The sequence below is a fragment of the Paenibacillus sp. JNUCC-31 genome (genome assembly GCF_014844075.1).
In the GTDB taxonomy this organism is placed as follows: Bacteria; Bacillota; Bacilli; order Paenibacillales; family Paenibacillaceae; genus Paenibacillus.
Map to the genome: position 1 here is coordinate 3410358 of NZ_CP062165.1, position 15824 is coordinate 3426181.

Below are 15824 nucleotides of genomic sequence, written 5' to 3' on the forward strand. Positions count from 1 at the left end.
GAAATCAAGGGAAGATCCCCATTTCAGCATGCATTCTTAGTTAACGCATATTTACGATATTGAATCTATAGAAGTAGGTGAAAGCATGTCTATGAATCAACCGTCATATGGTGCAGATGAAATTCAGGTTCTTGAAGGACTGGAAGCCGTTCGGAAACGTCCAGGGATGTATATTGGTTCCACCAGTGCCAAAGGTCTGCATCATCTAGTCTGGGAAGTAGTGGACAACAGTATCGATGAAGCACTCGCAGGTTACTGTGATCATATCGAAGTTACAATCCATGAAGATAACAGCGTCACTGTAGTCGATAATGGACGTGGAATTCCCGTAGGCGAACATGCCAAAATGAAACGTCCTGCACTTGAGGTAGTTATGACCGTTCTCCATGCGGGAGGTAAGTTTGGTGGCGGCGGGTACAAAGTATCCGGTGGTCTACATGGTGTGGGTGTTTCCGTCGTCAATGCTCTATCTGCAAAAGTAGTTGTCACAGTTAAGGTTGATGGCCATGTTTACCAACAGGAATACCGTCGTGGTGCTCCACAGTATGACTTGAAAACGATCGGGACAACAGACGAAACGGGAACAACGGTAACGTTCCACCCAGATCCGGAAATTTTCACAGAGACCCTGGTATACGATTATGAAACCTTGCTTACGCGTATTCGTGAGCTGGCGTTCCTGAACAAGGGAATTGGCATGACCTTAACCGATGAGCGTACGGGTGTAACCAACTCGTTCCTGTATGAAGGTGGTATTATCGAGTATGTCTCCTTCCTGAACCAGAAGCGTGAAGTGTTGCACGAAAACCCGATTTACGTGGAAGGATCAAGAGACAACATCCAGGTGGAAGTTGCGTTGCAATACAATGACAACTACACCGAGAATATTTATTCTTTTGCGAACAACATCAACACACATGAGGGCGGAACGCATGAATCTGGATTCAAGAGTGCCCTTACCCGGATTATCAATGATTATGCGCGCAAAGCGGGCGTAATTAAAGACAGCACAGGTAACCTCTCCGGGGATGATGTACGTGAAGGTCTGACAGCGATCATCTCGGTCAAGATTCCTGAACCGCAATTTGAGGGACAGACCAAGACCAAGCTGGGCAATAGTGAAGTGCGCGGAATTGTCGAATCCCTGTTTGCTGAGAAGCTGCAGGAATTCCTGGAAGAGAATCCTTCCGTATCCCGTCGCATTTTGGAAAAAGGACTGCAAGCAGCCCGTGCCCGTGAAGCAGCTCGTAAAGCGCGTGAACTGACACGTCGTAAAGGCGCGCTCGAAGTCAGCTCTTTGCCAGGTAAATTGGCCGACTGTTCATCCAAGGATGCTTCAATCAGCGAATTGTACATTGTCGAAGGTGACTCCGCAGGTGGATCAGCGAAGCAAGGACGAGATCGTCATTTCCAGGCGATTTTACCACTGCGTGGTAAGATTCTGAACGTGGAAAAAGCCCGTCTTGACCGGATTTTGGGTAATGCAGAGATTAGAGCAATCATTACCGCAATGGGTACAGGAATTGGTGATGACTTCGATATTGCCAAGGCGCGATATCACAAAATTATCTTGATGACGGATGCCGACGTCGATGGCGCTCACATTCGGACATTGCTTCTCACATTCCTTTATCGCTATATGCGTAAAATCATTGAGGCAGGCTATGTATACATTGCCCAACCGCCATTGTTCAAGATTGAGCGTAATAAAGTGATTCGTTATGCTGGTTCCGAGAAGGAACGCGATGAAATTATTGCAACTCTCGGCGAAAATGCGAAGTTCAATATCCAGCGTTACAAAGGTCTCGGTGAGATGAATGCCGGACAGCTGTGGGAAACAACGATGGACCCTGAGAGCCGCACCATGCTGCAGGTATCGATCAGCGATGCGATGTTGGCTGACGCCATGTTTGACACCCTGATGGGAGATAATGTTGAACCTCGTCGTGACTTTATTCAGGAAAATGCAAAATATGTGAAAAACCTCGACATCTAACGATATCGGAAGAGGCGCCTGCGAGGGCGCCTTTTTACATTATGGAGTCATGAAATAGAGATATAGTTGTGTTTCTCCTATCGGCGTACACGGCTTTTGGCAGAAGAGGCCTGGGCTTTATGGGATGCACGAGATGTTTTCCCTTTTTTAGAGGGTAATCTGCCGTAAGCCCTCGCATAACGTTTGATCTTCCGGTACGTTTCTTTATCAGGGAGTAAGCCAAAAGCATAGATGCCTGGCAATGTGTTGACTTCTAGAATCCATGGCTGTCCGTCTTCATCCAGAGCGATATCGATACCAATCTCTTTGATTCTTGGAAATGACTTCTGTAACTGTACCGCTGAATGAATGCCTAAGCGATATAGCTCACTGCGCAATTGCTCGAATCGTTTCTGGTCAAAATGGGGGCGTACCAACTCGTTAAAGGTGGCCAGCCGTCCGCCGCCATGAATATTGGTAATAATTTTGCCCGGCGCAGCAATTCTCCCCAGAATACCTGTCGTTTCCCAGTTATGTTGTAGATTTTTCTGAGTCAGTACCCGGAGGTCAAAAGGCAACCCATTATGTTTCATCAGCGGGATCCCTTGCTGAATGATGTAATCCCGCTTCTGGATATGCTCATTAAGCGCCAAAGCCAGTTCATCGAGGGAATTGAAGTATTTCTCCTCTGTCCCATATCGAAGCTCATACGTTGTTATGGGGACCTCAGCAGAGACTTCGGCGTCAACTTCAGCTTCAGCTGTGGAAGGAGAGAGTCGATCATCAGCGTTTTCGGATGTTGTTTCTTCCGTGTTGGAATTCACGGAATGGATCGGCAGCGGTTGTACACGGGCGGCTTTAACCCGCATGACGCCATTGCCATAGGTTCCCCGATCCGGCTTGATGTAGTTTGACTCAAATAATTCAGTCATCCGTTCCAGGCTTTGGCGGCTATATTGTCTGGTCATCGGTATATATCCATTCACACTACGGCTGCGTTGTAACACAGCTGTCTTGGTCCATTTGCTGGAGACACGCTGGATGCCCAAGAGCCATCAGTCCTTTCCTGTTATGTGGGGCTTTCTAAGAGTGATAGACGCGGAGAAATCAAAGGACAAGAGATGATTTCAGTGGTATAATAGAGAAATATGGCGTTTTGTGCGGTTTTGTTGCACATTTGTAGTTTGATCGTAATACGGGAACGGCTTATGCATGAATACACACGTACATCTGCCGCTTTTCTAGCATTGTATGTGCAAATGGGGAGGAAGGCAGGGCGAACCCCCAGACGCTCTGAAGTTCCCGAAAGAAAGGCTATTGCCCAGCGGACGTTTAATTGTTTACCTTTTGTGAAAGTAATATAATAAAGAGTAGCGTCCTTGTGCGGTTTTAGCCTTGTTAGGCTCTTCACATATAATCGATTTTGAATGACGAATGGAATGTTTGTTGAAGGACAAGAAGGAGGTCCAGCATGGCGGAAGAAATGAACTCGCAGATTAAAGATCGGGATATTGGCGTCGAGATGCGTGAATCGTTTATGGATTATGCGATGAGCATTATTGTGAGCCGTGCCTTACCTGACGTTCGTGACGGATTGAAGCCGGTTCACCGGCGTATTCTGTACGCAATGTCAGAGCTCGGCATGACACCCGATAAACCACATAAAAAATCAGCCAGAATCGTCGGCGAAGTTATCGGTAAGTATCATCCGCACGGTGACTCTGCTGTATACGAAACGATGGTACGGATGGCACAGGACTTCTCCCTGCGCTACATGCATGTAGATGGACATGGTAACTTTGGATCGGTGGATGGCGATATGGCAGCAGCCATGCGTTACACGGAAGCACGGTTGTCCAAAATTGCCATGGAAATGCTTAGAGATATCAACAAGGATACGATTGACTTCCAGCCGAACTATGACGGTGAGGAAAGTGAACCTATCGTTCTACCTGCTCGTTTTCCTAACTTGCTTGTCAATGGTGTCGGTGGAATCGCGGTAGGTATGGCAACCAACATTCCCCCTCATAACCTGGGAGAGGTCATTGACGGCGTACAGGCGATGATCCAAAATCCAGACATTACATCCATGGAATTGATGGATTACATTCATGGACCAGACTTCCCTACATCCGGTTATATTTTGGGACGCTCCGGAATTCGCCAGGCGTATCAAACCGGACGTGGTTCAGTAACGATGCGGGCCAAAACCAACATCGAAGAAAATAATAACAAGGCACGGATCATCGTTACGGAACTTCCTTATCAGGTGAACAAGGCAAGACTCGTTGAGAAAATTGCCGAGTTGGTGCGTGACAAAAAGATTGATGGCATTACGGATCTCCGTGATGAGTCTGACCGTAACGGTATGCGGATTGTAATTGAGCTTCGCAGAGACGTGAATCCGGGTGTGGTACTGAATAACCTGTACAAGCATACAGCGATGCAGTCCACCTTTGGGATTAACATGCTCGCGATTGTAAATAAAGAGCCTAAGATTTTGACTCTGCGTGAGGTTTTGTATCACTACTTGCAGCACCAGATTGAGGTTATTCGTAGACGTACGCAGTTCGAACTGAAAAAGGCCGAAGCACGCGCCCACATTCTGGAAGGCTTGCGTATCGCGCTGGATCATATCGACGAAATCATTGCGTTGATTCGTTCGTCCAGCAATACAGATGCAGCCAGAGAAGGTCTGATTGAGCGTTTCTCGCTCAGTCATGATCAGGCTCAAGCTATTCTTGATATGCGTCTGCAACGCCTGACAGGTCTGGAACGCGAGCGCATCGAAAATGAGTATAACGAACTGATGGTCAAAATTAAGGAATATCGTGAAATTTTGGCCAACGAGCACTTGGTGCTTGAAATTATCAGCACGGAGTTGCAAGAAATCCGTGATCGCTTCAGTGACGATCGTCGTACCGAAATCACTGTAGGTGAAGAGAGCATTCTTGATGAGGATCTGATTCCTCGTGAAGAAGTTATCATCACCATTACCCATACAGGCTATGTGAAACGCCTGCCAGTATCCACATATCGCAGCCAGAAGCGTGGCGGACGTGGGGTTGTGGGAATGGACACCAAAGATACCGACTTTGTTGAGCATCTGTTTGTGACCAATTCTCACAATTACCTCATGTTCTTTACGGACAAGGGTAAGGTGTATCGTCTCAAAGCTTATGAGATTCCAGAGCTTGGACGTACAGCACGGGGAACACCGATTATCAACCTGATTCAGATCGAGCAGGGCGAATCGGTCAATGCCGTGATTCCGGTTCAGGAATTCGAAAGTGACAAGTATCTGTTCTTTGCTACTCGTCAAGGGGTTGTGAAGAAGACACCACTTGAGGATTACACGAATATTCGCAAAGGCGGACTGATCGGGATTTCCCTGCGTGATGATGATGCCCTTATTGATGTTAAGCTGACAGACGGACAGCAAGAGATCATTATGGGTACAGCTCACGGGATGTCGATCCGATTCTCGGAAGGAAATGTTCGTTCCATGGGACGGAGTGCAACCGGGGTTAAAGGGATCACGCTTGATGAGCAGGACGTCGTAATTGGTATGGACGTTGTAGATCAGGAACTGGATGTTCTGATTGTTACAGCCAAAGGTTATGGTAAACGTACCCCTGTCTGCGATTATCGGATGCAGACTCGTGGCGGTAAAGGGATCAAAACCATTAACGTCACAGATAAGAACGGTGCGGTAGTCAGTCTGAAAATGGTTAAGACAGAAGAAGATCTGATGATCATCACTTCCAGCGGTACGTTAATTCGGATGAGTATGGAAGGCATATCCACTATGGGTCGATACACGCAAGGTGTGAAGCTGATTCATATTCGTGATGAAGATGCCGTAGCTACAGTCAGCCGAATTGACAAGAATGAGGAAGAACCAGACGACGATGAATTGCTTGAAGGTACAGAAGCCGCTGATTCTGAAGGTCCAGAGTCAACTCTGGATGAGGGCGTGGTTTCCGATGCTGAAGTTGAGGGCGATGATTCAGGTTCCGACAACTAGGATCCATATTCTATAACGAAAAATATTTCATGATTGCAATGAAGTTGGAGGGCTCCCATATGGGGGCCCTTTGTTATTTACATAGCTTCAGGACCGTTCTCCTTGAAATCGGGATGTACAGCCTGATTTTTGAGTAATATAATGGGAAATAACGTGAAAAACCAGGACTATGGTCTTGTTAATTATTATAGAAGAATGATGAGTGAGGGGAATAAACATGGGATTAATCACCCTGTCTGAAGTCAAACCAGGACTTAAACTGGGAAATGACGTGCAAACGCTTCGTGGCAATGTTTTGTTTCAAAAGGGCAAAGTCATTTTGCCCAAGGATGTGGAAGTGCTCAGAGCCTTTATGATTCATCAAGTGGACATTGAGCAAGAGAGAACGGGGGCAAGCAGTTCAGGTTCTAAGGCTTCATCAACGTCTTCAGGCCAGGCAGAAGGTAATGAGAAGAACGGAGAGCGAGGAGGTAAAGGCAGTAGCGCTGTCTCTGCACCGGTATTACCGTCCCTGCACGAAGAGTATGAGAAGATGGTGGCATTAACTAAAAATGCGTTCCTATCGTCTCTGGCAGCTGAATTGCCTGTATATGAGCTTCGGACGCAGCTTGAAGTTTTGTTTACTCATCTCAAACAATATAATGTGCTCACCTTTAGTCCACGAGTCATGCAAGAGCATGATTATGTTTATCACCATGCTGTATTAAGTGCGATTACGTCCTATCAGTTGGCCCAGTGGATGGATTTGCCATCCAAGGACTGGATGCAAGTGGCTTTTGCAGGATTGTTCCATGATATCGGTAATAACAAGGTGGACCCACAGATCCTCTATAAGCCCTCAACGTTAACTGCTTCAGAGCAGGAGGAAATCCGTCAGCATACGAAATATGGATATCAGGTACTTAAACAGGCGAAGGCAATTAATGAAGGAGCTAGACTCGCAGCATTGCAGCATCATGAAAAAGTGGATGGATCAGGTTACCCGCTGCAACTCAGCGGCACGCAGATACATATTTATGCCAAAATTGTTGCGATTGTGGATATTTTTCATGCGATGACCTTGGAGAAGATCTATCGCAAGGCACAGTCACCATACCTGGTATTGGAACAAATTCAAAGTGAGGCTTTTGGCAAATTGGATCCTGCCATCGTGAATGTATTCATTCAACGTTCCACACAGATCCATAATGGTATTCGAGTGAAGCTTAGTAATAATCAAATCGGTGAGATTGTATTCTCGGATCGGGATCATCCTACACGGCCGATGGTATCGGTGGAGGGAACGATCATCAATCTGATGCAACAAAGGCAGCTACATATCCAGGAGGTCATTGGCTAGCTTAATCTTCAGTTCATATATATGTGAATAGGGCCTTTCCAATATGGGGAGGCTTTTTTTAATAACTTAATGTGGTGTAAAGTAAGAGAAGCATAAGAATAGCAAGTAAAGGCGGAGTGAAGTAATTCGCTCGCGATGTAATAAAGCAAAATAATATATAGATGTTTAGCCAGATATAGGACCTATATTGGAGAGAGAGTAGAAACAGGTAAGTTTATTGAAAATAAAGCTTGCAATCGAAATCTGTACATGGTATATTCTAATTCCGGACAAGAAAACACAAGAAATTCGGTGCGGCAAGCAAATCAAATAAGCTTCGAAAGAAACTTAAAAAAAGAGCTTGCAAAGTTGGTTCGGAAATGATATGATATAAAAGTTGCTGAGGAGAACAAAACTTGGTAGCGAAATGAGTTTGATCTTTGAAAACTGAACAACGAGTGAGTAACGATCTTGCTTGCAAGATCGACGCTGAGAAGTCGGTACACGTCTTCGGACGGTATGGTTTTGAAGCACAAATGAGATTTTTAATCTCGTCAGATTCAAAATGAGCTTATCGCTCTTTTCAATACTTTATTGGAGAGTTTGATCCTGGCTCAGGACGAACGCTGGCGGCATGCCTAATACATGCAAGTCGAGCGGACTTGAAGAGAAGCTTGCTTCTCAGATGGTTAGCGGCGGACGGGTGAGTAACACGTAGGCAACCTGCCCTCAAGTTTGGGACAACTACCGGAAACGGTAGCTAATACCGAATAGTTGTTTTCTTCGCCTGAAGAGAACTGGAAAGACGGAGCAATCTGTCACTTGGGGATGGGCCTGCGGCGCATTAGCTAGTTGGTGGGGTAACGGCTCACCAAGGCGACGATGCGTAGCCGACCTGAGAGGGTGATCGGCCACACTGGGACTGAGACACGGCCCAGACTCCTACGGGAGGCAGCAGTAGGGAATCTTCCGCAATGGGCGAAAGCCTGACGGAGCAATGCCGCGTGAGTGATGAAGGTTTTCGGATCGTAAAGCTCTGTTGCCAGGGAAGAACGCTTGGGAGAGTAACTGCTCTCAAGGTGACGGTACCTGAGAAGAAAGCCCCGGCTAACTACGTGCCAGCAGCCGCGGTAATACGTAGGGGGCAAGCGTTGTCCGGAATTATTGGGCGTAAAGCGCGCGCAGGCGGTCATTTAAGTCTGGTGTTTAATCCCGGGGCTCAACCCCGGATCGCACTGGAAACTGGGTGACTTGAGTGCAGAAGAGGAGAGTGGAATTCCACGTGTAGCGGTGAAATGCGTAGATATGTGGAGGAACACCAGTGGCGAAGGCGACTCTCTGGGCTGTAACTGACGCTGAGGCGCGAAAGCGTGGGGAGCAAACAGGATTAGATACCCTGGTAGTCCACGCCGTAAACGATGAGTGCTAGGTGTTAGGGGTTTCGATACCCTTGGTGCCGAAGTTAACACATTAAGCACTCCGCCTGGGGAGTACGGTCGCAAGACTGAAACTCAAAGGAATTGACGGGGACCCGCACAAGCAGTGGAGTATGTGGTTTAATTCGAAGCAACGCGAAGAACCTTACCAGGTCTTGACATCCCTCTGACCGGTACAGAGATGTACCTTTCCTTCGGGACAGAGGAGACAGGTGGTGCATGGTTGTCGTCAGCTCGTGTCGTGAGATGTTGGGTTAAGTCCCGCAACGAGCGCAACCCTTGATCTTAGTTGCCAGCACTTCGGGTGGGCACTCTAAGGTGACTGCCGGTGACAAACCGGAGGAAGGTGGGGATGACGTCAAATCATCATGCCCCTTATGACCTGGGCTACACACGTACTACAATGGCCGGTACAACGGGCTGTGAAGCCGCGAGGTGGAACGAATCCTAAAAAGCCGGTCTCAGTTCGGATTGCAGGCTGCAACTCGCCTGCATGAAGTCGGAATTGCTAGTAATCGCGGATCAGCATGCCGCGGTGAATACGTTCCCGGGTCTTGTACACACCGCCCGTCACACCACGAGAGTTTATAACACCCGAAGTCGGTGGGGTAACCGCAAGGAGCCAGCCGCCGAAGGTGGGATAGATGATTGGGGTGAAGTCGTAACAAGGTAGCCGTATCGGAAGGTGCGGCTGGATCACCTCCTTTCTATGGAGAATCGTTTCCTGTAACGGAAACATTCAAATACAAGTCTTCAGGAAGCATGCTTCCGAAGCGAGCTTTACTTCGTAAAGCTTTTCACTCACTCGTTGCTCAGTTTTGAGAGCTCAAACTCTCAAACAGCTTGCTTTTGCATGGAGCTTGTTCTTTGAAAACTAGATATCGAAACGAAAAATGCGAATTAGAACATTCCTTTTTAGCTGAACTTGTGTAAACAAGTTTCAATAAAAACGGTAGATTGCATGAGCGAGTGATCGAAATGGAGCGACTTTTGGCTTTGGACGCAGTCCAAAACAAGCGGAGCGACAGCTCGAACACGAGCGATATGGTTAAGCTACTAAGAGCACACGGAGGATGCCTAGGCGCTAGGAGCCGATGAAGGACGTGGCGAACAACGAAACTGCCTCGGGGAGCTGTAAGCAAGCTTTGATCCGGGGGTGTCCGAATGGGGAAACCCAGCTGGGGTAATTTCCAGTTACTCACAACTGAATACATAGGTTGTGTAGAGGCATACCAGGGGAACTGAAACATCTAAGTACCCTGAGGAAGAGAAAACAATAGTGATTCCGTCAGTAGCGGCGAGCGAACGCGGAGAAGCCCAAACCAGAGAGCTTGCTCTTTGGGGTTGTGGGACGTCTCACATGGAGTTACAAAGGAACCGGTTAAACGAAGAGGTCTGGAAAGGCCCGCCAAAGAAGGTAAAAGCCCTGTAATTGAAAGTTGGTTCCCTCCGAGACGGATCCCGAGTAGTGCGGGGCACGTGAAACCCCGTATGAATCCGGCAGGACCATCTGCCAAGGCTAAATACTTCCTAGCGACCGATAGTGAAGCAGTACCGTGAGGGAAAGGTGAAAAGCACCCCGGAAGGGGAGTGAAATAGAACCTGAAACCGTGTGCTTACAAAAAGTCAGAGCCCGTTTTAGGGGTGATGGCGTGCCTTTTGTAGAATGAACCGGCGAGTTACGTTCCCGTGCAAGGTTAAGGTGAAGAGCCGGAGCCGCAGCGAAAGCGAGTCTGAATAGGGCGAATGAGTACGTGGACGTAGACCCGAAACCGGGTGATCTACCCCTGTCCAGGGTGAAGGTGCGGTAACACGCACTGGAGGCCCGAACCCACGCACGTTGAAAAGTGCGGGGATGAGGTGGGGTAGCGGAGAAATTCCAATCGAACTCGGAGATAGCTGGTTCTCCCCGAAATAGCTTTAGGGCTAGCCTCGGAAAACAGAGTCGTGGAGGTAGAGCACTGATTGGGTGCGGGGCCCGCAAGGGTTACCAAGCTCAGTCAAACTCCGAATGCCATAGACTTACTTCCGGGAGTCAGACAGTGAGTGCTAAGATCCATTGTCAAAAGGGAAACAGCCCAGACCATCAGCTAAGGTCCCCAAGTGTGTGTTAAGTGGGAAAGGATGTGGAGTTGCACAGACAACCAGGATGTTGGCTTAGAAGCAGCCACCATTGAAAGAGTGCGTAATAGCTCACTGGTCGAGTGACTCTGCGCCGAAAATGTAACGGGGCTAAACACACACCGAAGCTATGGCTTGATGCTTGCATCAGGGGTAGGGGAGCGTTGTATAAGGGTTGAAGGTGTACCGTAAGGAGCGCTGGACATTATACAAGTGAGAATGCCGGTATGAGTAACGAAAAGATCAGTGAGAATCTGATCCGCCGAAAGCCTAAGGGTTCCTGAGGAAGGCTCGTCCGCTCAGGGTAAGTCGGGACCTAAGGCGAGGCCGAAAGGCGTAGTCGAAGGACAACAGGTCGAAATTCCTGTACCACCGTAAGCCGTTATGAGCAATGGGGGGACGCAGCAGGGTAGTGACGCGGACTGATGGATGTCCGTCTAAGCAGTGAGGCTGATGTGTAGGCAAATCCGCACATCGTAAGGCTGGACTGTGATGGGGAGCGAAAATTATAGTAGCGAAGGTCATGATCTCACACTGCCAAGAAAAGCCTCTAGCCAGGTGATGGTGCCCGTACCGCAAACCGACACAGGTAGGCGAGAAGAGAATTCTAAGGCGCGCGGAAGAACTCTCGTTAAGGAACTCGGCAAAATGACCCCGTAACTTCGGGAGAAGGGGTGCCCCGGTAGTGTGAATAGCACGAGGGGGCCGCAGTGAAAAGGCCCAAGCGACTGTTTAGCAAAAACACAGGTCTGTGCGAAGCCGTAAGGCGAAGTATACGGGCTGACGCCTGCCCGGTGCTGGAAGGTTAAGGGGAGCGGTTAGGAGCAATCCGAAGCTGTGAACCGAAGCCCCAGTAAACGGCGGCCGTAACTATAACGGTCCTAAGGTAGCGAAATTCCTTGTCAGGTAAATTCTGACCCGCACGAATGGCGTAACGACTTGGGCGCTGTCTCAACGAGAGATCCGGTGAAATTTTAATACCTGTGAAGATGCAGGTTACCCGCGACAAGACGGAAAGACCCCATGGAGCTTTACTGCAGCTTGATATTGAATTTGGGTACGATCTGTACAGGATAGGTGGGAGCCTTTGAAACGTGAGCGCCAGCTTGCGTGGAGGCACCGTTGGGATACCACCCTGATCGTATCTAGGTTCTAACCTGGTACCGTAATCCGGTGCGGGGACAGTGTCAGGTGGGCAGTTTGACTGGGGCGGTCGCCTCCTAAAGAGTAACGGAGGCGCCCAAAGGTTCCCTCAGAATGGTTGGAAATCATTCGAAGAGTGCAAAGGCATAAGGGAGCTTGACTGCGAGACCTACAAGTCGAGCAGGGACGAAAGTCGGGCTTAGTGATCCGGTGGTACCGCATGGAAGGGCCATCGCTCAACGGATAAAAGCTACCCTGGGGATAACAGGCTTATCTCCCCCAAGAGTCCACATCGACGGGGAGGTTTGGCACCTCGATGTCGGCTCATCGCATCCTGGGGCTGAAGTAGGTCCCAAGGGTTGGGCTGTTCGCCCATTAAAGCGGTACGCGAGCTGGGTTCAGAACGTCGTGAGACAGTTCGGTCCCTATCTGTCGTGGGCGTAGGAAATTTGAGAGGAGCTGTCCTTAGTACGAGAGGACCGGGATGGACGTACCGCTGGTGTACCAGTTGTTCCGCCAGGAGCACCGCTGGGTAGCTATGTACGGAAGGGATAAGCGCTGAAAGCATCTAAGCGTGAAGCCCCCCTCAAGATGAGATTTCCCAGTATGTAAGACCCCTTGAAGACGACGAGGTAGATAGGCTGGGGGTGGAAGTGCAGCAATGCATGGAGCTGACCAGTACTAATCGGTCGAGGGCTTATCCAAATATGCAGGTTGTAATCGCAAGTTTCGTTTCGGATCTAGTTTTCAGAGAATAAACTCTGAATGTAAGGCTAAGCTAAGCGTTTGGTGGCGATGGCGGAGGGGTTCCACACGTACCCATCCCGAACACGACCGTTAAGCCCTCTAGCGCCGATGGTACTTGGACCGCAGGGTCCTGGGAGAGTAGGACGCCGCCAAGCAAAGAACCACTGCCGATGTTATTCGGTGGTGGTTTTTATTTGTTTATAAGGAAAGAATGAATAAATAGCTAGATGGATATGAATCAAATTCTGGCTTTGGAAACTGAACCAAATGGATGCATACCGATAAATTAGCTTTTAAAGAGGGCGAGCGACTACTTGTTAAAAAGTCTCAAAATGAAGGTAACAGTTTTGTTACGGAAAACGCATTCGAAACCAGTATAATAGGACTATGTTAAATATGCTAAAAGTACCTGACCACAGAGCTGGAATGTGCAGCTGTGAAAAGGAGGGTGTGTGTGATTAGTTGGCAAAGACTACTTCTTCATTCGGTTCTCTTGCTCAGTCTGTTGAGCGTGCTTGTAGGATGCGGGGAAGCAGGATCTGCATGGACATCTTATGAAGGAGCGGTAAACGAGAAGGGTTTCCCGGTTCCTAAAGTGGCGAATAAATCTGACCAGTCTGAAAACAATTCGGATATGGATTATGTTCGATATACGCTATCTGGTATTAGTGAGAGTACTAGCTTGCCTGAGGTATATCTAGACGAGATCAAAAGCTGGGGCTGGACAGAAAAGAAAGCCAAGAGTACGTCCAATGACTCAAGTTCCCTTCGTGTATTTGCTAAGGAAGGACATACTGTACATTTAGCTGTACATGACGGTTTCTTTACGCTGATGGTCCCAAAAAGTGAAGCTGCCCAAACGACAGTGAAATCACTTGACGATGATGATTGAATAATTTTAGGATTGGTGTTGTGATTGAATAATTAACGATGTAATGGTCCGTATATAGCAAGCTCCCGATAATGATCGGGGGCTTTTTTGTATCCAACTTTGTATGAAAGGAGTTCGGCAATCAAGTTAAAGTATTTGGTTCTGGGAGGCGATGTGATTAAGGAGTAATATCAAGCCATACATAACTCATTTAGGAGGTGGAGCGATACGATGTAATAACACCTGAGAGGACGAATCATGCCTCTTTAGAGAGGTGGAACTAAACTTATAGGGTAAAAGGCCATAAGGAAAGGATGTGAGGGCTTATTACGTATTTAATAGCAGGAAGGTGGGTATCAAGGAATTCCAATGTAGTGAAGAAGAATATAGAAAATCATTTTGGGGATAACCATTATAACTATGCCCATGCTGTGGATAAAGAGGGAGGGGGATAAAACAAATAAAGGTTATCCACAGTGGATAACCTTTAAGGTTTTGAAGTATAACGCAGTATTTCTAAAATTGTGGTAAAGTGGGACGGTCGTTTTGTAGAGTCTATGAATGAGCTTTATCGATTTATGTATTACGGAGTTCAAAAGTGCATTGGATATAGGTCATGAAGTAAACGTTTATTGCAGGTAATAGGAGACGTCTTGTTCGTTTAATTTGATGAGCCCGTCCTTGCGTTCGCGTGAAAGAACAAGAACCACATATAAACGTGGGACAAGCAGCCACAGATGCCAGAATATCAATGAAAGGGTGAAGGGCAGAGGTGACCAAATTAAACAGACGGTAATGATACATAGTCCAATCCAGCTCATATTGAGGTGTACACGGACAAACATGCGATAGCTGAAATGTTGGTCTGGAATATAACCGAACCATGGCATATGGAGATTCCATCGCCAGCGCTTTGCATAGGAGGTACGCACCAACAGTAATATGGTTCTGGCGATGACATAATGAATCCACAGTGTAATTGGGCCTGCCAGAACAAAAAAGAAGAGGCCGGTCCAAGAGAATGCCAATAGGTTGAACAGAAGCATAATCACAGGCAGACTCAAGTAGCTAAAGATCACACTGCGGGCAATGTTCTTTTTTTTCAGAAGCCGGTATTGATAAAAGGTAGCTTTATTCTCCGGTTCGGCGATCATACGATTACAAATCCTCCTTCTGGAATCACGTTCATTTGTAAAAGGGTATTCGTTTACATTTTATAAGGAAATGGATGTCACACTGATGGGAGGGTGCAATATATGACCTTATAGGTCCGCCCAGATTGAGGTACAAGATATATAGAGTAGGTGTGTGATCTTATACAAGTATACCTTTGAACGCTCTGGATGTCAGGTTCCCAATCGTGATGTATTATATATCGGCTGAATTTCCAAGTTTTTTTAAGAATATAGAATATAAATTTCAGAGAAGTTGAGGGAGGCAGTAAGCGCAGGAGAAAAGGCATCTAAGTGCAGAATACTTGGGAAGTACGCGGATGGATGTTTTTCTATAGTAGAAGAGGATACAATCTATGGAGCTACTGCTATGATGTACGGCGAAAGAAATGCGGCTAAATGCAGTCTGTCCCGTTGAAATATAGAGTGGTAGGCATTTTTCTTATGTTTTGTTTCGGTACAGACACCCACAGAGGGGTGGGGGAATATATATATTTTATAGAAAGAAAGCACTATGAAAAGGTTTAAAATAATAGAAACTGTGCAATACTGATAGTAATACGCAAAACAAGGTGGGATGGTTGATGGAAGGACACGCCGAACACACATGCATTATCTGCGAACAGCCAAAAAGAGAAGGCATTTTTATTGTATCTGAGTTTATATGTGACGCTTGCGAATCTGAAATGGTTCATACGGATGCACAGGATGCCAAGTACAATTATTTTATCCATCAAATGAAGCAGATTTGGGTGCAAAAGAACGCATAACGAGCGTTAAATCATATCAGTGAACTGCATTGGAGCATACCAATGTGCATAGAGGCCCAAAGGGCCTTTTTCTGTGTGTATAGAGGTTTAGAGATGGAAACATGGAAATGTTAAGCACTTTGTTGGTGGGACGAAAGGGAATAGTGTGGTGTCACTGCAGGAATGTTGATTTTTAATGGGGTAGACAATCCCTGATATAATGAAATGGAAAGAGCGTAGCATTACAAATTTCGGATACAGCATT

The 15824-nt window shown here is 47.2% G+C and carries 7 protein-coding genes and 3 rRNA genes; 8 read left to right on the forward strand and 2 right to left on the reverse strand.

The features are described 5' to 3' along the window. The first annotated feature begins 85 nt into the window (after positions 1 to 85). On the forward strand, positions 86 to 1996 hold the full coding sequence (gene gyrB, locus JNUCC31_RS14680; RefSeq protein ID WP_192272193.1) for a DNA topoisomerase (ATP-hydrolyzing) subunit B: 1911 nt from the start codon (positions 86 to 88) through the stop codon (positions 1994 to 1996). Positions 1997 to 2073: 77 nt separating this feature from the next. Here gyrB and JNUCC31_RS14685 read toward each other — a convergent pair whose 3' ends face one another. Then, entirely contained in the window at positions 2074 to 3024 is a 951-nt protein-coding gene (locus JNUCC31_RS14685) for a YheC/YheD family protein (protein WP_192272195.1), read from the reverse strand. A gap of 422 nt (positions 3025 to 3446) precedes the next feature. Here JNUCC31_RS14685 and gyrA point away from each other — a divergent pair, with 422 nt between their 5' ends. The 6 genes from gyrA to JNUCC31_RS14715 all read left to right on the forward strand — a co-directional run bounded on the left by gyrA (position 3447) and on the right by JNUCC31_RS14715 (position 13659). After that, positions 3447 to 6002 (forward strand): DNA gyrase subunit A, encoded by a 2556-nt coding sequence (gene gyrA, locus JNUCC31_RS14690; RefSeq protein ID WP_192272197.1) that lies wholly within the window; start codon positions 3447 to 3449, stop codon positions 6000 to 6002. 217 nt (positions 6003 to 6219) lie between these two features. Further along, positions 6220 to 7341, forward strand: coding sequence for an HD-GYP domain-containing protein (locus JNUCC31_RS14695; protein ID WP_192272199.1), 1122 nt, complete (start codon positions 6220 to 6222; stop codon positions 7339 to 7341). A 570-nt stretch (positions 7342 to 7911) separates the two neighbouring features. Next, positions 7912 to 9463, forward strand: a 16S ribosomal RNA gene (locus JNUCC31_RS14700). Between the two features lie 339 nt (positions 9464 to 9802). After that, positions 9803 to 12725 (forward strand): 23S ribosomal RNA (locus JNUCC31_RS14705). 80 nt (positions 12726 to 12805) lie between these two features. Continuing rightward, positions 12806 to 12922 (forward strand): 5S ribosomal RNA (gene rrf, locus JNUCC31_RS14710). Together the 16S, 23S and 5S rRNA genes form the textbook arrangement of a ribosomal RNA operon. 299 nt (positions 12923 to 13221) lie before the next feature. Next, entirely contained in the window at positions 13222 to 13659 is a 438-nt protein-coding gene (locus JNUCC31_RS14715) for a hypothetical protein (RefSeq protein WP_192272200.1), read from the forward strand. Positions 13660 to 14267: 608 nt separating this feature from the next. On the opposite strand, the gene JNUCC31_RS14720 is transcribed toward JNUCC31_RS14715, so the two are convergent. Further along, positions 14268 to 14792, reverse strand: coding sequence for a hypothetical protein (locus JNUCC31_RS14720; protein ID WP_192272202.1), 525 nt, complete (start codon positions 14790 to 14792; stop codon positions 14268 to 14270). A 602-nt stretch (positions 14793 to 15394) separates the two neighbouring features. Between JNUCC31_RS14720 and JNUCC31_RS14725 the strand changes: the two genes are divergently transcribed. Then, positions 15395 to 15580, forward strand: coding sequence for a sigma factor G inhibitor Gin (locus JNUCC31_RS14725; protein ID WP_192272204.1), 186 nt, complete (start codon positions 15395 to 15397; stop codon positions 15578 to 15580). The last annotated feature ends 244 nt before the right edge of the window (positions 15581 to 15824 follow it).